This is a genomic window from Rhizobium leguminosarum bv. viciae USDA 2370, from assembly GCF_002008365.1.
In the GTDB taxonomy this organism is placed as follows: Bacteria; Pseudomonadota; Alphaproteobacteria; order Rhizobiales; family Rhizobiaceae; genus Rhizobium; species Rhizobium leguminosarum.
Genome location: NZ_MRDL01000036.1, coordinates 210,751 through 232,062 on the forward strand (window position 1 = coordinate 210,751; position 21,312 = coordinate 232,062).

Genomic DNA, 21,312 nt, shown 5'->3' on the forward strand with positions numbered 1-21,312 from the left:
GCACGCCCAACCAAAATGCATTTCCCTTTTGCTGGTGCAGAAGGGGTTGATGGAGTTAGAAAGCATCATGCCTTGTTGCCTCGTCACGAACCCGGTTTGCGACCTCACAGAACGCTTGCCGTTTTCTTGGAAAAATCTTGCTTCAGTCGGTTTAGCTCAAGCAGCATTCTGTCGTGCGCTTTCACGATAGACTCATCTGTGCTGAGCTGGCCCGGCTTCTCTGCTACCCGCTGCAACGTCTTGACCGTCGACCCGAAGACATAGTTGCCAGTTAGCTGTCGGATGCGGCGGTGGCGGAACGTTATGTTCTTCAACAGGTAGGTATTTTTCCGGACCAGCGACGCTCCGGCTTCAACAAGGTTCGATGGGCCGATCGGATCGAAATCGATCTCCAGATCGAGCGCACTCGCCCAATCATACCACTTGGCGCGATTGCCCGGCGCGATCGGCCGGATCGCCCGCCAAGGAACGCGCAGCGCATCGGATATGATGCAGCCATGCATCGCCTCGGAGACGACCTTATGTGATGCGCTGATCTCGGTCAGAACCTTTTCCACCGACCAGCGGGGATCGATATAGTGGATGCCGGCGAGATCGCAGACTTTATCCCAGCTGCCGTACATCGCGCTTTCATAATGCGGCATGAAGGAGACGGGATAACGCTTCTCGATGCTTTTGGCATCCCAGCAGCTGCGCGTGAGGATGCCTGAATCGCCGATGGCGTAGCTCGGATCGATGCCGAGGATTTCCGCGGTCTTCTTTCCGCGCACGAAATAGAACGTCCAGTTGCCGTCGACCTTCGGCGGGTTGGTGTATCCGCCATAGCCCGAGCCGAAGACGATCTTCTGCATGTTCGGGTCGAAATTGTCGTAGAGGATCGAGCCGATGCCGAGAAAGAGCTGGCTTTCGTCCTCGTCGAAGAAGCCGGGCAGCAAACGCTCCCAAAGCCAATGGTTCAGTTCGTCGCCAAAATTCTCGTGTTTCCCCCGGTAGGCAAACATCTTCATCGTGCTTCTCCAGTCGGCAAATGCGTCACGATCTGCGAGACCGTGTCCTCTTCGCGAGCCATGCGTCCGTAACGCGAAATGATCTTGATGTCGCTGCGGATTATCTTTGCCGGGTTGCCAGCGACAAGCGAGCGCGGCGGCACGCTCTTGGTCACTACCGAGCCCGAGCCGATGACGCATTCGTCGCCGATCTCGACGCCGGGCAGAACGATGCTGCGGGCGCCGATGAAGCAGCGCTTGCCGATCCTCGTGTGAAGATAGAGCCCGCGCGTGAGATCGTGGGTCAGAATCGCCGCCTCAAAGGCGACGTAAGTTTCCGCGCCGATATGCAATCCCCTAGGGTTGGTCTTGTCGAACCGCACGCTCAAGGAAAAGCTGGCCGTCGGATCGATGTCCATTCCCCAGAATTTCGTATAGTAGAGCCACTTGGCCTTCACAAATCCGTTCCGCAGTGGCCGAAATACGTTCAGTCCCCACTTCGGCTTTTTTCCTGTCTGCACCATCAAGTCCGACCCCGGCTGGAAAATTCGTCTAGCACGGAACTGTAATAGTCCTCGAGCGTCCCCGTCTGACGACGTAAGTCGAAGCGCTCGGCCACCAGAAGCGGTGCCCGCGCGCTAAAGGCTGTCCACAGGGTCTGGTCGTTGAGCAGTCTTCCGACCGCGTCCGCCATTCCTGCGACATCCCGCTCCTCCACGAGATAACCAGTTTTCCCCTCTTCAATCGCTTCGCCGACGCCTCCCGAGCGAAATGCGACGACCGGAGTACCGACGGCTTCCGCCTCGAGATTTGCGAGGCCGAAAGCTTCGGCGTGACCATTGTCGAGGGTCACGCTTCCATGGAGATAAAGCTCCGCACTGGCGAGCAGATCTCTTATCTCCGTCTGCGACAGATTTTCATGGATCGTGACGCTTGGCAAGGAACGACGCGCCAGTGCTTCGATTTCCTCCTTCAAGGGACCCTGGCCGACCATGACGAATTCGACCGGGGTGCCGGCGGCAGCCACACGCGAAAGCGCATCGATCATGAAACGATGGCCCTTATAGTCGACGAAGCGGGCAATTGAAACCACGCGCCCTTTTTTTCGGGGACGGGGTTCCATTTTGAAGAGATCGAGATCGATGCCGATATGATGGCGATAGACGCGATCGGCTGGAAAGCCGAGTGCCAGCAACCGGTCTCGGATGAAATCGGAAACGGCGATGTTCCAACTGTTCCATCTGGCCATCTCACTCCGGCCCTTGGCGAAGAAACGCACCTGATTGAAGCCGCCCGGCTTTTTCGGATCGCCGCCATAGGTGGCGTCAAAGCCGTGAAACGTCGTGATCAGCGGCTTGCCGGCGGCCCGGGCCAGCGGGCCGATGACATAGCCGTTCTTTCCAAAATGGGCGTGAACGAGATCGGCTTTGCCGATCGCAGGAAAGAGGAAGGGAAGGCCGATCTGCGGGATTTTCAGTAGCAGTTCACCGGCCCGCGCAATGGGAGAGCGACGGATGTCATGAACCGGAACAGTGGATTTTTTTGTATGCGCCGAAGAAATTCGCGAGCCGGCAAGAATTTCAGCTTCGAAAGAACGAAACGCTACCGCCTGGTTGAGAACAAACGCCTGGCTGGCAGGCAAAAATTTTTCCACATAAATAACGGCTTTTTTCATGAATCTGTTCGCGTCTCCGTTGTCTTGTGCATCACATCGCCTCTATTGCCCGCCGGATACCGTCGATCGCACTTCTTGGCGCATTATTTTCGTCGTAAAGATTAACGCGCTTCGTGCAAGCCGCAGCGGGATCGGCCGCTTTCTCATCGCGCTCGCCGTATTTTTCCGACATGCCCCATACTGTCACGCCTTTCAAGTCGCCATGTTCGGCCGCCACGGTGATCACGTCACTGAAAATATCGGCGTAGGATGCCGGCGTGAAGGCTTTGTCGCGGTTCAGGAAGTGGCAGGACGCATCCAGTTCGGTGATGAAAACGCCGACACCCATGTCCTTCAGCGCCGCGCAGAAGCGTCCCATTCCTTCCGGATCGATCCGGTCGAGGCCGGGGCGGAAATGCGCCTGCAGCCCTACCGCATTGATCGGCGTTTTTTTGGCGACGAGATCCTCGACGATTTTCAGGACGCGCGCACGCTTCTGTTCGAACACGTCGGATTTTTTCTCCAGATGCGTTTCGTTGAGGACCAGCGTCGCGCCGGGATTAGCTTGGTGCGCCATGTCGAAACTCATACGGATATAATCGTCGCCAAGAAGGCGTCGGAAAACACAATCCCGCAGATCCGCTGCATCATACTCCAACGGCTCGTTCACCACATCCCAAGCATCGATCGAGTTCTTATAGCGAGTGACAACCTGTTTTATATGACGGTTCATGGCCGCCTGAATGGTCTTTGCGTCCGTGATATCAGACACCCAGCCCGGGACGCGATACCAAATCAGCGTATGGCCATAAACCCTCATGTTGTTTTTACGTGCAAATGCAACCATGCGGTCGGCGCTACCGAAGCTGAAAACACCCGGTCTCTTTTCCGTCGCATTCCACTTCAGCTCGTTTCGCGGCGTTATTGAATTGACGTTGTCGATGTAAATCTCGGAAGCGATTGGATCGTTGATGTTTTGCAGGTCGATTGCCGATCCGAATCGGAACGACTTCCTATCGGCGAGGGCGCGCAGCCCTGCAGAGGCAGGCACCTGCGCTAGGGCCTGGCCCGCACGAACATACAACAGAGCGAGCGGAACCGAGGCGAGGAAACGTCTTCTATTCATTCTATCTCTCACTGTTAGCTTTTTTCATGTCCGCGGTGGAATTTGAAGGGCCAGGCTCGTCGGCACCGATCCATCACGGGATTCGCGTTCAATTCAGCAGAGTAATGCAACCTCAAATATACTTTCGCCGCAGGGGATATTGTTGGTGTCTGCTAGACTTTTCAGCATATTCCAAGATATAAACCGCTCGGGGAGGGCGCTCGTGATGGAAGATTGGTCCAGCTATCTCATGAGCTATTTTTATATGGCATTTCAAAATGCCGTTTTTTTTATGGCGCCCGTTCGAAACGATCTATCGCTCCTCGATGACCGGCAGTTCGCAGCCCTTGTTCTCGGCATCATCGGCGTCATTTTCCTCCCGTTCGCAGCGCTCGTCAGAATGTCGCGGCGGCTGCGTCAATCGGAGATCGTCATTCGCTCGCTGAACGAAGACCTTGCGCAAGTCACGCAGGACCTCAATGTCGAGCGTGTCTGGCGCCTGGCGGGTGGGGACAGCACCGAACGGCCGAGTGCGGACAGTTTGAAAGAGCTTTACAAGATTCTGGCCAGAGATCACGACGATGCAAGTTACATGGCGAGATAAGTCGGCGCGCGGCGGGAAGCCAGAAATCTAGAAGATGACCGCCTTTTAGTGCTCTATCTCTTTGTTTTTGCACAATTTCTGTGAAGCCGCTGCGCACCTTTGGAATTGCTCTAATGCCGATGCTCCGGACTTTCTGCCGGGGCCTCGGCATCGGAAGGCTCGGAGACTGATTCCGGTTGCGCGCTGTTGATGTCGACCGCATGGTCGGGCAATGGCAGCCATATTCTGCCGGAAAAGTAATTTCTCGTTCTTTTCTGCGGTCCTGAAGTCGCGTCCAGCGAGAGTGTGAAATTGTAATTCCCGGGATTGAGCACCTCGCGGGTGAAGCTGATACTGGCTCCGAAGCCGTCTTCCTTGATATCCCTCAGGTTCTTGATGGCGTTCAGGGTCTCGTGAAAATCGAGCCATTGCGGTTGCCGCAGCATGATTTGGAAAATTCGCAGAATGCCGGGATCGAGCTGGCCATTTTGATCGGTCTCGGGATTGACGATCTTCACGCGCATATTGTTGATCGTGCCGGCGGCGTCGCCGCGAACGATGACGAAGATGGAGTTCGGGAGCTGATCCTTTTCCCGCTTGCCACTCTGCTCGAAAAAGCATTCGAACGTATCGGCGTTGAAGCTCGTCGCCGCCCAATCGGTGGTTTCGATGCCGGCATTGCGCAGCGCGGCACACATTGCGGCGCCGGATATCCGCCATGTCCGTAGAAAAGTCGACGCGGTCTGTGCGGCCGGCGGTTCAATGACATGCAAGGGAAGCGCGAAGGTGGCTGGAGGCGCCGGACGGGGAAGAGCTTTGGGCGGCGGCGGCCTAACCTCAGGGGGAAATAGATCGAAGCCAAAATAGTGGCTGACCGTCTTTAAGTGTTTCATGTCGTTGGAAAGCAGCACCGTTCCCATAACCAGCGAGAGGGAAATCGTCAGCAGCAACCAGAAGACAACGGGAATCCGCGGTTTTCTCACCGGCTGTTTCGCATATGCGGACGACGAAGTATCGGGCAAGCTTGTCTTCTCCGGCGTGCGAGAAGGGTTTCGATCGGGCGGTCTAGAGCATTTCCGTTTTTCTCCAAGCCACGGAACCCTCTATCTTTTTGTTTTTGCGCAATTCCGGACGCAAACCGCCGCGCACTTTTGCTGGAATTGCACCAAAGCATGTCGCGCAAAAGTGTGCAGCGGTTTTGCGACAACGACATGCGTAAAATCAAAGACCGAAAGCGCGAGGAGCGAATCTAAAAGATCGCGACGCGCTTTAGATCAACCATATACATTCAGCCGTTAAATATCTTTGGCTTCGTGTCGGCAATTGGGCACCTTTGTGTGTCATCAGGAAGGGAGCGCTGCAGATTTCGGCGGAGGCGCTTCAACCCTATGTCGATTGGGAATCTCCAATATAGCTAGGGGCAATCGCGGTGGCAGATGGCGAATGATCTCACCATTCGGTCTATGAATCGATCAGCGTTAGCTCGGCTTCCGCGTGATTTCGACGGATTATTCTTGTTACTATTATAATTAAGATAGGATATTCTAGATAATTTCTGAATCATCAATATTATAACTATCGATATATAAGTATATATTATACTCTCTGTATATTTTCGCGCAAAAGTTTTTATTTTTATTATAAAACCATAGATTATATTTTGGATATCCTTGGAATCGGACGGGTTTTGGCGATTTTCATCAAATTTTCGACGTATTCTTCGATAGGGTTTGCCGCGCAATCGCCGAGGGGAAGGGATATGTCCGTCGAGCTAGACGCAACCACCTATGTTCACGCCAAACCGACCACCGCGCATTCCTACATCTTGCCCGCCGTGCTCGATGTGCTGGAGAGCCATTTCGACGGTGCTCTTGAGAACGACGTTTTTGACTTGGGATGCGGTACCGGCGGGGCAGCTGCGGCTCTTGCGGGAAAGGGATATTATGTCGTCGGCGTAGATCCTTCCAGCGATGGCATCGCGAAGGCCAATGTCAATTATCCCGAACTGCCGCTGAATGTCGGCTCGGCGTATGACAAGCTTTCCAGGGAATATGGCACATTCAATGCCGTCATCAGCCTGGAGGTCGTCGAGCATGTCTACGATCCGAAGGCTTTCACCTCGACGATGTACGATCTCGTCAAGCCGGGCGGTATCGCCGTGATTTCGACGCCCTATCATGGTTATCTGAAGAACCTTGCCCTGGCTGCGGTGGGGAAAATGGACGACCATTTCATGCCGTTGACGGATCATGGGCATATCAAGTTCTGGTCGAAAAACACGCTGCGTACGCTGTTGCTGGATGCCGGCTTCGACAATATTCGTTTTGAATATGTCGGAAGGATTCCCGTTTTCGCCAAGTCGATGATCGCTGTTGCGCAAAAGCCTCTTAGACACGGCGTCGGAGCTGCACTGATTTCGGACGGCATTCGTCCGCTGCGACGTGCGCGATAAAGCACGGCGCGCACCCGCGCCAAATGCCGCCCGTTGCAATAATCCACAGGTTGCTTTTACTGTCTGCACTGCTGAAAAAAACCCTTACGAAATATTTACTTTTAGTTGCATTCTTGCTTAAACTCTCCATTATACAGCTGGGCGTGCTGATAACGCGGGAGACTTATTCACATGAAGGCTAAATCGCCGAATTCGATCGACGTCTATGTTGGCAATCGCGTGAGAGTTCGGCGGAAGACGCTCGGGATGACCCAGAACGGCTTGGCCGAACTTCTGGGCATTACCTTCCAGCAGATCCAGAAATACGAAAAAGGAACGAATAGAATAGGGGCCAGCCGTCTTCAGCGCATATCCGAGATTCTTCGCGTGCCCGTCGGCTTTTTCTTCGAGAACGGCGGCGCCGGGCCGATCGATGGCGAGACGAGTGAATTGAACAGCTTTTTGTCCTCGAAAGAGGGACTGGCGCTCAACAAGGCATTCATCGCCATCGAGGACCCGAATATCAGGCAAAAGCTGGTGGCGTTGGCCAAAAGCCTGGCAGCCGCGGGATTGCCTGAAAGCGACATTGAGTTGCACGATTCGGTTATGAACAGCTGAGGACGTATCGTGCTCCATCTGCAGACATTCGGCGATCTGCGGTTGATCGAGACGAATGGCGATCCGGTTCGCTATCCGATCAAGGGCCTGTTGATGATGGCCCATCTCTATGCCGGCGCGAGCCATGAACTCAGCCGCTATGAATTGGCTCAGTTTCTATGGAATGACGTCGAAGCTGATCTGGCGCGGCTCAATCTGCGCAAACTGCTTTCCCGCATCCGCGAGACAGACGGCGGACGCGCCGAAATGCCCTTCGATTTCACCGCCACCACGGTTCGTCTCAACACGCAGGTAGTTTCCAGCGATCTGGATATTTTTCGCGCCGGCGGTTCGCCGCTGGAGCGGTTGAACGCGATCGCCGAACTGACCCAGCGCGGGTTCATCGGAAATATCAAACCAGCGACAAAGTTGATAGATGCGTGGATCAGGGCGCAACGGGACGCGCAGGCGCTGCAATTGCGGCAGGCATTGCTGGATGCGCTGCCGGATGCGCAAAAGCCCGGCGCGACGCGCACCATTTCCAGCGCCGCCCTGCAGATCCTCGAACGGGATCCGAAAGACGAGCAGGTCAGAGCCTTACTGCACCGGCTATCTGGCGGTTCGTCCCTCAATGAGAGATTGCCGAACGGCGACGATCATGCCCGGGTACAGGTGAAGCGGTCAGAGGCCGGTGAGACACCTGCCGACATCGAACGCATATCGCCGATGCCGCTGATCTTGCCTCGCCTGGTGCTGCTTCCCCCGACGTCGAAACATGCCGATGCCGGACTTGCGCTTGCCAACGCCCTGATCGAAGACGTCACTATCGAACTCTGCGCGCTCAGAAACATTTCCATCGTCGCGCCACATACGGCCGGCCAGATCCGCCGCGACTCCGAGAAGGCTGCCGTGGTCGCCCGTCATTCGATCGCCTATCTTCTGGATACAAAGCTTTCCGAAGAGGGATTATTCGCCCAGCTGGTTTATTTTCCCACGGACGAGATTATCTGGGCCAATCGCTTTGCGATGACGCCCCATATATTGCCGCGTCAGAGACGGCTGATCGCGCAGCAGCTGACCATGTCGGTGGCCCGCGAGCTGGCTGAAAACGAGGAAGAGCGCTTACGTTTCGAGGCCAATCCTGAGGCCTATCACGCCTATCTGGTCGGCTCGAGCCTGATGAGCAAGTTGACATTGCCGCATATCCGCCGGGCACGGAAGGCGTTCAAGCAGTCATTGTCGCATAAGGCGGATTTTTCTCCGTCATTTACCGGGCTGGCGAGGACCTTCACCAGCGAGTGGCTCGTGACGGCGCAGGGAAACAATGAGCTGCTGCATCTGGCGGAACAGAATGCACTTCGGGCCATCGAGCGGGACCCGGCATCGGCGGCGGGCCATCGCGAGCTTGGCGTCACCAAACTCTATCTCGGCGATGTCGATGCCAGTGTCGCCGCACTTCATCTGGCGGAAGAACTCAGCCCGCATTTTGCCGATGTCATCTATAGCCATGCCGACACGCTCGTGCATGCATCCCGCCCCGGCGATGCGCTCGCCAAGATCAAAAAGGCGATTTCGCTCAATCCGATAGCGCCTGACGCCTATCTCTGGTGTGCTGCGGGAGCGAGTTTTTTCCTGGAACAGTACGAGGAGGCCATCGCCTATGTCGAGGCGATGAAAGACAAAGCGCCGGCCCATCGCATCGCCGCGGCCAGTTGCGCAATGATCGGCGATCGAAAACGGGCGCTCTTCCATCGGCAACGGGCCGAAAGCATCAACCCGGTCTTCGACGTCGAGAAGTGGCTCGCCATCGTCCCCTTCAAGGAACATTGGCAAAAAGAGCTATATCGGGAGGGCCTATTGAAGGCCGGTTTTTAACAATAACTTAGGGGCATTACATGGCCAAAGTTGTCATTATAGGTATACCCGGCGAGGCGGGTCTCTGGCTTGCCGATCTCGGTGCGGGTACGGTCAAGCCTCTCAATCCGACGGGGGATTTGGGGACTGCGAACGACCTGCGCAAAGCCGGCGGCACATTTGTGAAGGGCGTCGACCTCGCCGTCGCCGTTTCGTCGGCGCAGGTTGCCCTTTCCGGTCACGTCGACGGCTGAGCCGGCTTCTGACGGACTGGTCCGTATATTCCGAGAGGGTTATGTCGCCGCGGGAAACCCTTTCCCGCGTCGAACCTCTTTTGGCCGGGTTCGGCATTACCAGGGTTGCGCGACATACCGGACTGGACGACATCGGAATCCCGGTCTGGTGCGCATACGCCCCGAATTCCCGTTCGATCGTGATTGCCCAGGGAAAGGGCCTGACCGATATCGACGCCAAAGTATCCACTGTTATGGAAGCCCTCGAACGGGCGGTTGCCGGCGAACCCTCCGTCGATCTCGTCCACGGCACCTCTTCCCGTCTGCAGGCGATGGGACGCAAGACCGACATGCTGAACTGCCTGACCGCTCTTCATAAACCCGATCTCGGACCGGACGAGGAGACGGAATGGGTTGCCGGCGTCAATATCCTCACCGGCGACGAGGTTTATGTCCCCTTTGAAGCGGTGGTGCTCGACCGCACCCGTGACGCGCGATACTGGATGTCTTCGGACGGCCTGGCGTCGGGTAACAATGCCGAGGAGGCGATCTTTCATGGCGTCCTGGAGCGCATCGAGCGTGACGCCCATGTGCTGTGGCAGGTGGGCGCGGAAGCGGATCGTTACGCTGGTTGCGTCGATCCCCGCGGCTTTAAGGACGGTGCTTTGGGCGGCCTGATCGACAAGATCGAAACATCAGGATTGGCGCTCAGGCTCTTCGATATCACCAGCGACATCGGGATCCCCTGTTTCACCGCCATGCTGGGCCCTGGGGATCTCATTCCGGGCCGTCGGGCTCTTCACGGCGACAGGGAGATTCGCCTCGTCGAGGTAACCGGCGGCACCGGCGCGCATCCGTTTCCCGTGCGCGCGGCCATTCGGGCGGTGACGGAAGCCGTGCAATCCCGACTGACCTATATCAGCGGAGCCAGGGACGATATTTCTTCTGCAACGTTCTCACGATGCTTGCCGCCGCTGATGCGGCAGGCCTTCGCTGCGGTTGCGGCACCGCCCACTGCCGCCATCGGCCGTGACGGGGTGGCAGGACATGGGCAGCAGGATCTGGCCCACTTGCTGCAGCATGTGCTCGACCGGCTACGCAACAGGCAGATCGCTTCGGTGATCGCCGTGCGCCTCAGCGACGACACGCTTCCCTTCAGTGTCGTCAAGATTGTCATTCCCGAGCTTGAAAATCCGGAGGGGGAGCGCGCCCGGCGGTTCGGAACGAGGGCGCTTGCCAGGGCAATAGGGTTTTGAAGATCATTTTCGCAGGGCCCAGTCTTCCCGATGCGGCGTCGCTTGCCGGCGAGGGCATAGGCGTCCTGCCGCCTGCGACGCAGGGCGATGTCTTGGCTGCGGTGGAACAGGGCGCCAATGTCATCGGCCTGATCGACGGCGGCTTCGAATATGCCGCACCGGTCTGGCACAAGGAAATTCTCCGTGCTCTTTCGCTGGGCGTCGCGGTTCTCGGGGCGGCAAGCATGGGCGCGCTGCGCGCTGCCGAATGCCATTCGTTCGGCATGATCGGGATCGGCCGCATTTTCGAAGACTATCGCACCGGCCGGCTGGTCGACGATGCCGCCGTCGCACTCACTCACGCGCCGAGCGCGCTGGGCAGCAAGCCGCTGACGGTTCCGCTTGTCAATGTCAGCGCAACGCTCGATGTGATGCAGGATAGCGGGCAGCTGGCCAGTGGGTTGCGTCAAGAGCTCGAAGATGCCGCAAGCGTGATATTCTTCAAGAAGCGAACGTGGCGGGCGGTCGTCGAGCAATGTGCAGGGCTGGCCGAGCCGGATCGTCCGCGGCTGCTGGCGGCACTTTTGTCGAATGCCGTCGATCAAAAACGCAGCGATGCCTTGGAATTGTTGAAAGCCGTGCAGGACGCCCGCGACATTCGCTCGAATGCAGATTTGCCGTGGAAACTGCACAAAACCGCATTCCCCACGCGCCCTGCATTGTGAATTGAAGTCGGCATTTGTCACCGAGGGTTGTGTCACGCTTTTTTCACGGGCTGGATCACGTCCACAGGCGTATCATTCCTTCAATTCATTGGAGAAATGGGGCATGGGCGTGACATCGGTTGTCAAGATAAAAGCAGACCAAGGGGCAGAAGACGGACTGGAAGAACTCGTCGCATTGGCGCGGATGATCGCCTATGCGCGACAGGTCTCTCAGGATGTCAAACTGCCGTTTGCGACCAATTGCCTCGACCTTGCGCTTGAGGCGGTGAAGCAGGAGGTCGGGGAGGGCTTGACCAAGGAATTGGCCGAATTGAGCTCCCCGGTTCCGCAAGTGAGCGTGAGAAGCCATTAGGCCGGCATGCGTCCGACCGGACGCGCTGGGAACGCACTACCACTTCAAACACATGCATAACCCCGAAAATCGGCATCGATTTTCGGGGTTATGCATGTGTTGCTGTGCAAGTGAGCGGTCAATCGAAATCCATCTGTGAGCTGGCGCCAATTGTAGGTTGGGAGAAGCCCGCCTCGTTCTGGGCCGGGCGCACGCGGAAGCGGCGGCGATTTTGGGTCTCACACATCGTGCGGACGATCGGCGGCCGATCCATTGACCTCAATGGGTCAAATTGCGCTTCTGGGCCAGCAGCAAAATGTAATCGTCGGCAATGTCTGCGATGGCCATGGCGACTTCCGCCGGATCGCATCCCTCGACCTTCGTATTTGTAATGAACTGATAGACCGCCTTTTCGATCTGCTTCCGGCAGATCATCACGCGCTCATCGTAACCAAATTCCGGAATCTGCGATGCCATATCACTCATCAGGTCGGCTCCCTCGCTACTTACAGTGACCATGACACAAATTATAAGTTGAGCAAGCAAATGCTTTATGAAGGGTTAATTCGCTGGCGAGGTGCGACCATTTCGACACAGGTCGGGACATGTCGGGGCCTCCGATGTATTGAATCACGACTGTCCAACTTTGCCCAAGCATATCTCGCCAAGAGGATAGGAATTTCTGACGCCGCAAGGACAGGCTCATATGCCGACGCTTGATATGGCAGACCGAATGCTGTTGGCTGAATCGGCCAGTCCAGATCGTATTGAATTATATAATAACTTTATTTATCAGGTTGTTAATGTTTCGTGCTGCGGTGTTGAATTGCATCGGCAACTTTTTCACGCCCGGCCAGCCCAGGATTATTGGACCATCGGCCGTAACAACATCACCAGTGTGCCGGCAGGTTGTCGGACCGTTGAGAACCGGGGGAGGGAAATAACTTTCGGGAGATTTCTCCGAAAGCTAAACGCCGATTCTCGTGAAATGAAGGAGCTAATAAAACCAATAACGATAATTGAGTAGAAGAAATAAAATTTATCAAAAGGTAAATTTATTGTTTTCAGATAATGGTTGTATTTAAACATCAATTATAAGACGATTGAAATTCAGTCGGAATGCCTGCACTGTACGTAGGTATGATTTCAGTTAAATTCGACGTTGTCGAAGATCATTATTGGGGTAGTTCTTTTTTTCTTTAGATTACTCTCTTTTTTAGCAATTACTATTCTACATCAATATAAAATTTCATAGTACAAAATAGTGAGATAGTCACCAGGCTGATGGAAAGGAAGGGGTGTCAAACCTTTGGATGTTTGACGGCGCTCGATCTCTTCGGCGCGACAATAGCGGCCGAGCGGAAAACGCCGTCGACAGCCGTTCAGCCGACAGATTCAAGCCTCCTGCAATGAGGTCGCCGCAGCGCATTCGTCAGACCGATCGATCTCGGATAAGCGGCTGAGCAATGTCTTCGTTCTGAAGCGAGACCAACCGCCGACCAAGGGCAGAAGCGGGTCTATCTCTTCGAATTTCCTCAGATTCTTTTGCTTTTGCTCCCTCGCTGGCCAGATTTTCGACAACGCCCTGCGTGCGGCTCTGTCAGATTTTGTAAAGATCAATCTGGCGAGGACGCCGGAGGCGACCATAGGGCTATGATGATAAATGTGTTTGAGCGAGGTCGCAGCGCTGGGCCAATCTTTCAGAGCGGCAAATTTTGAAAATGCATAAAGATGCGCCGACGCGCGGGCGCAGCTGACGACAAAAGCCGGAAGCTGGGGATTGCGAGCGATACATCGCTCGGTCACCGCCAGAAGCGATCGCGCCATCCGCGACCTGTCTGAAGACATGGCTGCGGAATGCGAGCGATAGCCCACCAGACCCAACGGCACCGTCTCGATCTTGAAATGTTCAGCGGTGCGGAGTTCGAAATCGAAATCCTCGCATCCTCCAATCCCCTTTCTGGCATAGCTTGAATCGTAGCCGCCGATCTTGTCGACGACAGCGCGGCGAACCATGAAGCCGCTGCCATTGCCGACGAAGCGGAATACGAGATGACGGTTGAGAATGCTGTCCCGGGCGTTCAGCGACGAACCGGATCTCGTGCAATATCCTTCGGTATCGATGAAGCGGTGAAGGGCATACACCGCGCCCCAGGCGTCCGGCAGGGGATGGAGCGCCGCAAGCATTCTTTCGACATAGGTCGGATGCCATATGTCGTCCGCATCGAGGAAGGCGATATAGGCGGATTTCGATGCTTTTATTCCGCTATTGCGAGCCGCAGCGACGCCACGGTTTTCGGTCGACAGAATCCGGATCCTTGGGTCGCCCGCGGCGAAACGGCGACAGATCGAGACCGTGTCGTCCGTCGAACCGTCGTCGATGATGACGATCTCCAGCGCCTTGTGGGTCTGGTTGCTGACCGACTGGAGCGTGTGGGCAAGGTAGCGGCTGGCGTTATAAGCAGGGATAATAACGGCCACTTGAATGCGGGATGTGGTTGGCATCTCCATGGCTGTCACCCGAGCTTGGATGTGGGGGTGGGGGGGCGGAGATCGATCCGGTTCTTCATCAGCCTGGCCACAGCGGGCCGATGGCTAACGACGATCAGCGTTCTGCCGGCGTCTTCTTTCATTGCCGAAAACACCCGCATCTCGGTCTCTTCGTCGAGTGCGCTTGTTGCTTCGTCCAGCAGCAGGATCTGAGGCCGGCCGGCGAGCGCACGCGCCAGACCTATGCGCTGCCTTTGTCCGCCCGAAAGCCGGATCGCCTCGTCGCCCAGCCATTCATCAAAGCCATACGGCAGATCTTTGATGAATTCCGTTGCGCAGGCCACATCGGCCGCCCAGCGGATATCCTGCTCCGAGATATCGCGACGAAACCGGATGTTGTCGAGGACCGTGCCTTCCATCAGTTCAACATCCTGGCCCGACACGGAGAGCAGTTGCAGCCAGCTGGACCGGTCGATGGTTGTCAGATCCCTGCCGTCGACCGTGATCAGGCCCCGGGTCGGCGGGTTGAGATCGAGAATCATGTTGAGGATGGTGGTTTTGCCGGAGCCACTCGGCCCCGTCAGAGCCGTCGTCTCGCCTGCTCTGATTGCGAAGCTGAGGTCGTCAACCGCCGGGGCGTTCGATCGCTCATAGGCGAACGAGACGTTGTGGAAGACAATCGCCTCCGCCAGGCGGCTTACCTTCTCCCCTCGCGATGCCTGCTTGATGTCATCCTTCTCTGCAAGCAGGGCCAGGACGTTTTGCAGGGACGCTTCCATCTCGTAAAGGCTGAGAATCTGGGAATCAAATCCCTTGATATGCGGCTGAAGCCTGTAGAGAAGGATCGTGGCCGAGAGCGCCGCCTTGAAATCGACCGGCAGGAATTCGGAGGACAGAATGATCGTCAGGATGACCCCGAAGGTCAGCATTTCGCTGAGAAGCGAGGTTATCGCTCCCATCCCATCCGACCGGCGCCAGGTCTGGCCGACGTCGTTGGAAAGCGCCTCGAAGAGTTGTTGATGGCGCTTTTCCATGCCGAAGCTTTTGACGGCCTTCAAAGTCTGCAGCGTTGTCCAGCTCAACTGTGTCAAGGCTTCCACCGCAGCCAGTGCAGAGGCACCGAGACGGCGGTAGGCACCGGCAAAGAAACCCAATACAAAATTATGGATGAAGCCGAAGGCGAGAGCCAGCAACGCGATCGGCCAGGCCATGACCAGCATGCCGACGCCGAAAATCACAATCGTCCCGAAATTCACCCCCAGACGTACCAGGCTGGCATGCGCCGACGACACCGCATAGGATTCGGTCGCGATGACGTTGATCAGGTCGCTGCGCTCATAGTCTTGAAAGCGCTGGAAGGGTATGGTCAAGACCTTGGCGTAGAGGCGGTCTCGCATGCGGTCGCTAATTCGGTGGTTCACTGCGCTTGCAATCAGCGAATTGGCGCATCCCAATAAAATCCGGAACAGGATGGAGCCGATGAGGATGCCGATCAGGACAGGCTTCGAAAGACTGAGGTCGATGCCGCCGAAAATCGCTGGAAGCCATGCGACGGCGGAGCCGGAAACGGGACCTTGCTGCCCGAGAAGAAAGACGAGGCTGACCAGAAAGGTGATGCCGACCATTTCCGAGAACCCTGTGAGAATTCCCAGGATGATCATCACCGTCATCTTGAGCCGCAGCGCCGGTACGAGTTGCCGAAGCTCGCGAAACCGAGATGCAACGACCAGGTTGTAGGCTCTTGCGGGCATAGCGGAAGGTGGCTTTCGAAACCTATTCATTGTCGACCATCCGCGAAGAGGTCAGGCTTATTGTCTCCCTGGCAGGCGTGGCCGCGAAACGATCGCTGAATGCTGTTCCTGGTTGCGGCAGGGGGGCGCTCCCAAGGCGGATTTTCGGCCGCGCCGAAGACTTGCCGAGGGCGCGCTTTGCCGTCCGCAGGACGCGTTTTGCTTGGCGCCAGCCCTGCTGTACTCCATGGACGACGAGGCGCGAGGAATATTTTCTGACCATCATCGGCGCCAGCTGTTTGACCTGGGCAAAGTCATTGCCCAGAAACGCCTTTTTGAAATACCAGCGTGCGGTGTTGAACTCGGCTGTCTGGATGTCGCGCGTAAACTGCGGATAGCGCGTGATGATCGGGGCCATGACCAGGGCGTGGGATTTCAGCATCCTGTAGGCGTTGCTGGACATATTTCCCTTGGTAAAGCGATAACCGGTCAGGAAATCGGGAACCAACACGAAGGGCAAGGTTTCGGCCAAGGACAGATAAAGTTTCAGATCCTCACATCCCTCGGCGCCGTTGTCGCGCAGGCTGGCGTCATAGCCGCCGCAGCGAAGAATGTCCGCCCGCGGCATCAAGGGTGTGCTGCCATTGCCGATGAAATTTTCCCGCAACAGCGGTTCGAAGATAGTCCCTTGATGCAGGACTGGTCGCGAATGACCGAAAATGATGCCGTTCTCGTCGATCGCCGCATACCAATTGTAAGCGACTCCGCGTCCGTCCGGAAATTTCCCTAGCGCCTCGAGCTGGAGTTCGATTTTGCGAGGGTGCCATAAATCATCGGCATCGACGGGGGCTATATAAAGGCCGCGCGCGTCCTCGATGCCGTGGTTGCGCGCGCGGGCAACGCCGCCATTCTCCTGGCGGAGAACACGGACACGGTGATCGGTCAGGCTGTAGTCGCGAGCAAGATCGAAGGTACGGTCCCGCGATCCGTCGTCGACCACAAGGATTTCGAGCTTGTCATAGGACTGGCTGGAGACGCTTTGCAATGTTTCGGCAAGCGTCTTTTCGGCGTTGTAAGCCGGTATGACGACGGTGATGAGAGGGGCCGCAACGCCAGTCATGGTATAGTCATCCGATATAAGCTCCCGGCAGGCCCATCAGTTCAGGGAACGCTTCAAGAGGACGATCGCCGCGGACTTCGAGGCGTGGCAGACCGAAGAGATTATCGGAAAATGTGGCTTTTGCCGGTCGTGTCGTGAAGCCGATCCCGTAGCCGGCAAGCGCCAGAATGCCCGGGACCCTGAAGTCTGTCCCGCCATAGGGAAGTGCGATCGATTCTGCGGAGCTGCCCAGCCGGCTTTGCAGCGCATTGCGCGATCGCATGGCTTCGTCCAGCAGGGCTTCGTTGTCCATCGCACTGGCTGGTGTGTGGGATGCGAGGTGGGAGCCGAAGCTGATGCCCTTCTGGTGCAACTCCTGAATATGCGACCACGACATCAGCGGTGCAGGCTCTCCATAGGCAGCATCCCAATCTGACCGACCGCCGACTTTATCGGTCACGACGAATACGTCAGCGCTGAAATCATTCTCGGCAAGGATCGGGAAGGCCTCCTCCAGGAAATCCGAGTAGGCATCGTCGAAAGTCAGCATGACGGGCCGGCCCTGGATCGGCTTGCCGCTGCGCAGAAGCCCCGCCAGGGTCTGCGCCGTCACCGTGTAATAACCCTGTCGCCGAAGGAACTGCATCTGCTTGCGGAAGATCTCCGGCGGCGTGCGGAAGCGCTGGAGTGCCGCCGGTCCTTCCTCTGCGATCCTGTGATACATAAGGATGGGAACCGAGGTCGTGACCTCCGTCGTCCATGCCGCCCCACGCTCAGTACCCGCCGGGCCCCAGATGATGTGCTTTGCCACATCCGCGTCCAGCGGAGTTCCATGCCGCTCGACCCGCAGGACAGGATCTGCCACCGGACCTTTCCTAAACCGGTGGATGGCGTAAAGTTCGGTTTCGATCGTCTCTTCCAAGGCCAGATCAGCTTGTGCGGCTAACAGCTGTTTGATCGTCCCGACACCGAAAGGATTGTCCCAATCGAAGCCGGTCCGGTTGGGTTCGTCCCGGCGGATATGTGCGTGGGCAGTGATCAGGTAGCCGTTCGGCTTCACCGCTGCGGCCATCTTCTGACAGACCGCCGCAAGCATCTCCTCGTCTTTCATGTAGTAAAGGACTTCGGAGCAGACGAGGAGGTCCTGTTCGGGCGGAACGTCGCTCTTGACGAAGTCAAGCACGCGAAGCTCGACGTTGCGATGGTCGCGGCAGCGCTCGACAGCCCGGTCGATTGCCCGCTGGGAAATATCCGTGGCCGTCAGCTGGCCGACCTTTTGCGCCAGCTTCTCGGTAAAGATCCCCTCGGCGCAGGCGAGCTCGAGGGCCTTCTCGATCCCTTCCGGGATCAGGCTCAACGTCTGCGCATATTTAACCTGCTCGTAGACGGAGACGTAATTCCATGGATCCGGGCGTTCAAAGATATGCTCCCAGTACTCTTCTTCCGACTGAACCGGGGCAGCCCCCTTTTTTTCGTAGGGCCGCAGCCGAGTGGGATTTCGGAACCGTGGAGCCAGACCGCGTTGGAGATTTTGCTGGATGTCGGACAATCGGGCGTCGTTGTCTTCTCTGTCGCTTGGCGCGCAGGCAAGAAGAGCGTTGCGTCCGATACGCACCAAAATTCGGTCGAGACGTCCTCGCCGCTGGCCATTCCGGATGATCAGCCCGCCGAAGGCTCTGTAGCCGCGCAATGCCTCCCTTGTCCACGAACTCATATAGACGAGGGTGGGCGGCGTCTGCAGATGTTCTTCTGCCTGCATCTCATGCATGATCAGCCTGATCTGTGCCCGGATCGAAAGATCGCCCCAGAATGGCCCGACAAAGGAGCTGACATGTTGTCCGCCGGACAAGGCGTGCATGATGAGCGTGTCGGCTGGCTCGGCCTTGGGGATCCGCGAAAGCGTTTCGAGCGCGGCACTGACCACCTGGACATTGCCAAGCGTGAATGACCGCAAAGGGTTTGCGGCGGATATGTGCCAAGAGGCGGCCTCAATGATCTTGCGCCCAGTGCCGGGTAAGGAATGTTCCTGAATCAGCTGGATGAGCAAAAGGAACGTCGGCCGCCATTTGTCGAGCACATCAATGAGATCGTCGGCGCGATCCGTAGAGAGCCCGGTCTGCAGGCCATGCAGGATTACCCCGGCAAGAAAGTTTTCGTAGCCCGCGGCGTCCGGCATCTCAGGCAGAAGCGCTGCAAGGGCTGCAACATCCAAAGTCGGGTCGAGCTTGGCCGCGACGACCCAGGCTAGCATGCGCAGTTGGCTGACCGGGGGTGTGATCCAGCCTGTCTCCGGCCCCTCGGCCGACAAGCCTTGCTGCGTCTGCAGCGCTTGCGCCTTCGATGTCACGCGAATGGCGTCACGCACCATTTTGGTCGGATCGCCGGAGAGCGAGTCCGCCTTCATGCGATAGAAAGCGAGGCATTGGTCGACGCGACGAAATTCGGCGCCGGAAAAGGCCATGCGAAGCCAGAGATCCCAATCCTCGCAGGTCTGCAAGGTCTCATCCATGCCTCCAACCAGCTCAAAAAGGCTTCTGGGAAAGACAACCGTATGGATGGCGAGTGCACAAAAAGAGGAGAACTCACGCTTGGCGACGTCTCCCGTCAAGATGGGAGGTTGTTCTACCTGCATAAGCCTGCCGTCCGGGGCGACGCGGCGGAAGGCGCAATAGGCGATGGCTGCTGGAGATGAATTCTCCGCCACTGGCTGCATGTTTTCGATGAAGGTCGGATCCAGCCAGTCGTCGGCATCCAGCATGCAGAGCAGGGGCGCGGCTGCCAGTCTTGCGGCATGGTTTCGCGCGGCGGCCGCACCCGCATTCGGCTGACGGGCGGGGAGAATGCGGCTGTCCGTGTTTGCGATGCTCTCGAGAACCTCCCAGGTGCGGTCGGTCGAACCGTCATCGACCACGACGGCCTGCCAGTTCGATCGCGACTGCTGCTGCAGGCTGGCAAGACATTCGGCAAGCGTATCGGCTGCGTTATAGGCGGGGATGAGGAATGAAACGTCAGGCGTTGCGGCGATCACCATGCGGGCCTCTTCCATCGCCGCAGAACGTAGAGAGCGCCATTTACGCTTCCGAGCATCTCCTGCTTCAGGAAGACATCGTGCGACGTCGTGCCTTTGCGAAGCCGTCTTCGGATCCTTCCGGCGTAATATTTCGGAAACGAGAGCAGGATGCGCCGCAGATTGGCGTTATTTCCGGTGTTCTGATATTGGACCAGCAGGGCTGCGACATGGCCACTCATATATTGGTAGATCTGTTTGGCAAGCCCCTTCATGTCCTTGCGATGAAAGTGCCAGGCGACCGCCGTTGGCTCGTAGCGGCAGACATGGCCATGATGGAGCAGCCGGTTCCAGTATTCGGAATCGCCTGAGCATCCGGCAGCGCCCATGTCCAGGCGGACATCGAACAGGCCGATCTCGTCGAAGACCTTGCGGCGGATGGCCTGACTTGCGCCGGCTCCTATCGTCCAGACCGGGGCGCCGTAACGTGTATCCCTGGTATAGAAGTCCTGGTTGAAATCCTGCCGCAGATAGCCCCGGCCGAAACTCCAATGCTTTTCGAAGATAAACTGCGCCGGCGTTGCAAGTTCTCCGGGAAGGACCAACCCGGTGACGCAGGCGATCTCAGGCAGATCGAACCCCTTCATCAGGTTCTCCAGCCACCGCTCATGGAGGACGACGTCATCGTCCGTAAAAGCGACGAATTCGGTTCTCGCCGCACGAACCGCCGCATTGCGCGCATAATCCAGCCCGACCCGATCTTCACGGACATAGGTTGCGCCCGATTCCTCTACCACGCGACGCGTTGCCTCGCCTGCAGAGGCATTATCCACCACGATGATCTCGACGGGGCTGAGAGACTGTTTGGGGATCGAGGCCAGGCAACGGCGTAGTTCCTCTGGCCGGTCCTTCGTGCAAATCAGAATGCTGACGTCGCGGTTGCCCACAGGGGTTTGCGCGACTTGACGCGCATGCTCGAGCGTCTCGGGCCGCACGACACGCTCAGCGAGTGCCGCCGCCGTCTCGGGCCTTTCGATATAGGCTTGTCCTACGGGAAGACCATCCGACAGAAAGACCACGAGCCCATCGGAGACCGGGGGCGCAACGGCGAGGTGAGAGGTGGCGAGATCAAGATAGTGAATCGGTATGGGAAAACTTATATCCTTCAGATCGGACGGAATTGGTTCTCGCATCATTACTCTCTCAATCGCACCGTGAACATACGCCAACTGCATCCAGGACGCGAGCCTCG

The 21,312-nt window shown here is 57.1% G+C and carries 20 protein-coding genes; 9 read left to right on the forward strand and 11 right to left on the reverse strand.

Annotation, left to right across the window (positions count from 1 at the left end):
* Nucleotides 1-104: 104 nt before the first annotated feature.
* From pssM to BS629_RS16045, 4 genes are read right to left on the reverse strand one after another with little or no spacing between them, the layout of a single operon-like run.
* Nucleotides 105-1,007 carry an exopolysaccharide glucosyl ketal-pyruvate-transferase gene (gene pssM, locus BS629_RS16030; protein WP_018243203.1) on the reverse strand — a complete coding sequence of 301 codons (903 nt, stop codon included), beginning with the start codon at nt 1,005-1,007 and terminating at the stop codon, nt 105-107.
* A complete protein-coding gene (locus BS629_RS16035; RefSeq protein WP_018243202.1) occupies nt 1,004-1,510 on the reverse strand; it encodes an acyltransferase in 507 nt (168 codons plus the stop codon). Before BS629_RS16035 ends, pssM begins: the two co-directional genes overlap by 4 nt.
* Nucleotides 1,510-2,661: a glycosyltransferase gene (locus tag BS629_RS16040; RefSeq protein WP_018243201.1), complete on the reverse strand. Its 1,152-nt coding sequence runs from the start codon at nt 2,659-2,661 to the stop codon at nt 1,510-1,512. The genes BS629_RS16035 and BS629_RS16040 overlap by 1 nt, the downstream gene beginning before the upstream one ends.
* A 31-nt stretch (nt 2,662-2,692) precedes the next feature.
* Nucleotides 2,693-3,766 (reverse strand): endo-1,4-beta-xylanase, encoded by a 1,074-nt coding sequence (locus BS629_RS16045; RefSeq protein WP_026188494.1) that lies wholly within the window; start codon nt 3,764-3,766, stop codon nt 2,693-2,695.
* Nucleotides 3,767-3,905: 139 nt separating this feature from the next.
* Here BS629_RS16045 and BS629_RS16050 point away from each other — a divergent pair, with 139 nt between their 5' ends.
* Nucleotides 3,906-4,349: a hypothetical protein gene (locus BS629_RS16050; RefSeq protein ID WP_018243199.1), complete on the forward strand. Its 444-nt coding sequence runs from the start codon at nt 3,906-3,908 to the stop codon at nt 4,347-4,349.
* A 110-nt stretch (nt 4,350-4,459) separates the two neighbouring features.
* On the opposite strand, the gene BS629_RS16055 is transcribed toward BS629_RS16050, so the two are convergent.
* Nucleotides 4,460-5,350, reverse strand: coding sequence for a DUF6030 family protein (locus tag BS629_RS16055; RefSeq protein WP_018243198.1), 891 nt, complete (start codon nt 5,348-5,350; stop codon nt 4,460-4,462).
* A gap of 737 nt (nt 5,351-6,087) precedes the next feature.
* On the opposite strand from BS629_RS16055, the gene BS629_RS16060 reads away from it, so the two are divergent.
* The 7 genes from BS629_RS16060 to BS629_RS16090 all read left to right on the forward strand — a co-directional run bounded on the left by BS629_RS16060 (nt 6,088) and on the right by BS629_RS16090 (nt 11,755).
* Complete coding sequence (locus tag BS629_RS16060) at nt 6,088-6,780, forward strand: class I SAM-dependent methyltransferase (RefSeq protein ID WP_018243197.1); 693 nt, start codon at nt 6,088-6,090, stop codon at nt 6,778-6,780.
* A 171-nt stretch (nt 6,781-6,951) separates the two neighbouring features.
* Entirely contained in the window at nt 6,952-7,377 is a 426-nt protein-coding gene (locus BS629_RS16065; protein ID WP_018243196.1) for a helix-turn-helix domain-containing protein, read from the forward strand.
* A gap of 9 nt (nt 7,378-7,386) precedes the next feature.
* Nucleotides 7,387-9,231 carry a peptide antibiotic resistance protein gene (locus BS629_RS16070; protein WP_018243195.1) on the forward strand — a complete coding sequence of 615 codons (1,845 nt, stop codon included), beginning with the start codon at nt 7,387-7,389 and terminating at the stop codon, nt 9,229-9,231.
* Between the two features lie 20 nt (nt 9,232-9,251).
* Nucleotides 9,252-9,464, forward strand: a complete 213-nt coding sequence (locus tag BS629_RS16075; RefSeq protein WP_018243194.1) for a hypothetical protein — start codon at nt 9,252-9,254, stop codon at nt 9,462-9,464.
* 41 nt (nt 9,465-9,505) lie between these two features.
* Nucleotides 9,506-10,699 (forward strand): YcaO-like family protein, encoded by a 1,194-nt coding sequence (locus BS629_RS16080; protein WP_018243193.1) that lies wholly within the window; start codon nt 9,506-9,508, stop codon nt 10,697-10,699.
* Nucleotides 10,696-11,403 carry a TfuA-like protein gene (locus BS629_RS16085; RefSeq protein WP_018243192.1) on the forward strand — a complete coding sequence of 236 codons (708 nt, stop codon included), beginning with the start codon at nt 10,696-10,698 and terminating at the stop codon, nt 11,401-11,403. Before BS629_RS16080 ends, BS629_RS16085 begins: the two co-directional genes overlap by 4 nt.
* Before the next feature lie 103 nt (nt 11,404-11,506).
* Nucleotides 11,507-11,755: a hypothetical protein gene (locus tag BS629_RS16090; RefSeq protein WP_018243191.1), complete on the forward strand. Its 249-nt coding sequence runs from the start codon at nt 11,507-11,509 to the stop codon at nt 11,753-11,755.
* Nucleotides 11,756-12,013: 258 nt separating this feature from the next.
* On the opposite strand, the gene BS629_RS16095 is transcribed toward BS629_RS16090, so the two are convergent.
* The gene (locus tag BS629_RS16095; RefSeq protein ID WP_032980530.1) at nt 12,014-12,220 is read right to left on the reverse strand and encodes a hypothetical protein; all 207 of its coding nucleotides are present in this window, start codon (nt 12,218-12,220) and stop codon (nt 12,014-12,016) included.
* 220 nt (nt 12,221-12,440) lie between these two features.
* On the opposite strand from BS629_RS16095, the gene BS629_RS38350 reads away from it, so the two are divergent.
* Entirely contained in the window at nt 12,441-12,761 is a 321-nt protein-coding gene (locus tag BS629_RS38350) for a hypothetical protein (RefSeq protein WP_128408352.1), read from the forward strand.
* Between the two features lie 368 nt (nt 12,762-13,129).
* Here the strand turns inward: BS629_RS38350 and BS629_RS16100 are convergent, their stop codons facing one another.
* Genes BS629_RS16100 through BS629_RS16120 form a run of 5 tightly spaced genes read right to left on the reverse strand, consistent with a single transcriptional unit; the run spans nt 13,130 to nt 21,295 of the window.
* The gene (locus BS629_RS16100; protein WP_018243189.1) at nt 13,130-14,254 is read right to left on the reverse strand and encodes a glycosyltransferase family 2 protein; all 1,125 of its coding nucleotides are present in this window, start codon (nt 14,252-14,254) and stop codon (nt 13,130-13,132) included.
* A complete protein-coding gene (locus BS629_RS16105) occupies nt 14,251-16,005 on the reverse strand; it encodes an ABC transporter ATP-binding protein (RefSeq protein ID WP_018243188.1) in 1,755 nt (584 codons plus the stop codon). Before BS629_RS16105 ends, BS629_RS16100 begins: the two co-directional genes overlap by 4 nt.
* A complete protein-coding gene (locus BS629_RS16110) occupies nt 15,998-17,074 on the reverse strand; it encodes a glycosyltransferase family 2 protein (protein WP_018243187.1) in 1,077 nt (358 codons plus the stop codon). Before BS629_RS16110 ends, BS629_RS16105 begins: the two co-directional genes overlap by 8 nt.
* 7 nt (nt 17,075-17,081) lie before the next feature.
* Nucleotides 17,082-20,084, reverse strand: coding sequence for a trifunctional glycosyltransferase/class I SAM-dependent methyltransferase/polysaccharide deacetylase (locus BS629_RS16115; RefSeq protein ID WP_018517010.1), 3,003 nt, complete (start codon nt 20,082-20,084; stop codon nt 17,082-17,084).
* Entirely contained in the window at nt 20,078-21,295 is a 1,218-nt protein-coding gene (locus BS629_RS16120; RefSeq protein WP_018243185.1) for a glycosyltransferase family 2 protein, read from the reverse strand. Before BS629_RS16120 ends, BS629_RS16115 begins: the two co-directional genes overlap by 7 nt.
* Between the last annotated feature and the right edge of the window lie 17 nt (nt 21,296-21,312).

Bases quoted from the DNA above. Each gene is read 5' to 3' on its own strand.
- pssM (WP_018243203.1), bottom strand. From the start codon at position 1,007: ATGAAGATGTTTGCCTACCGGGGGAAACACGAGAATTTTGGCGACGAA.
- BS629_RS16035 (WP_018243202.1), bottom strand. From the start codon at position 1,510: ATGGTGCAGACAGGAAAAAAGCCGAAGTGGGGACTGAACGTATTTCGG.
- BS629_RS16040 (WP_018243201.1), bottom strand. From the start codon at position 2,661: ATGAAAAAAGCCGTTATTTATGTGGAAAAATTTTTGCCTGCCAGCCAG.
- BS629_RS16045 (WP_026188494.1), bottom strand. From the start codon at position 3,766: ATGAATAGAAGACGTTTCCTCGCCTCGGTTCCGCTCGCTCTGTTGTAT.
- BS629_RS16060 (WP_018243197.1), top strand. From the start codon at position 6,088: ATGTCCGTCGAGCTAGACGCAACCACCTATGTTCACGCCAAACCGACC.
- BS629_RS16065 (WP_018243196.1), top strand. From the start codon at position 6,952: ATGAAGGCTAAATCGCCGAATTCGATCGACGTCTATGTTGGCAATCGC.
- BS629_RS16075 (WP_018243194.1), top strand. From the start codon at position 9,252: ATGGCCAAAGTTGTCATTATAGGTATACCCGGCGAGGCGGGTCTCTGG.
- BS629_RS16080 (WP_018243193.1), top strand. From the start codon at position 9,506: ATGTCGCCGCGGGAAACCCTTTCCCGCGTCGAACCTCTTTTGGCCGGG.
- BS629_RS16090 (WP_018243191.1), top strand. From the start codon at position 11,507: ATGGGCGTGACATCGGTTGTCAAGATAAAAGCAGACCAAGGGGCAGAA.
- BS629_RS16095 (WP_032980530.1), bottom strand. From the start codon at position 12,220: ATGAGTGATATGGCATCGCAGATTCCGGAATTTGGTTACGATGAGCGC.
- BS629_RS38350 (WP_128408352.1), top strand. From the start codon at position 12,441: ATGCCGACGCTTGATATGGCAGACCGAATGCTGTTGGCTGAATCGGCC.
- BS629_RS16105 (WP_018243188.1), bottom strand. From the start codon at position 16,005: ATGAATAGGTTTCGAAAGCCACCTTCCGCTATGCCCGCAAGAGCCTAC.
- BS629_RS16110 (WP_018243187.1), bottom strand. From the start codon at position 17,074: ATGACTGGCGTTGCGGCCCCTCTCATCACCGTCGTCATACCGGCTTAC.
- BS629_RS16115 (WP_018517010.1), bottom strand. From the start codon at position 20,084: ATGGTGATCGCCGCAACGCCTGACGTTTCATTCCTCATCCCCGCCTAT.
- BS629_RS16120 (WP_018243185.1), bottom strand. From the start codon at position 21,295: ATGCAGTTGGCGTATGTTCACGGTGCGATTGAGAGAGTAATGATGCGA.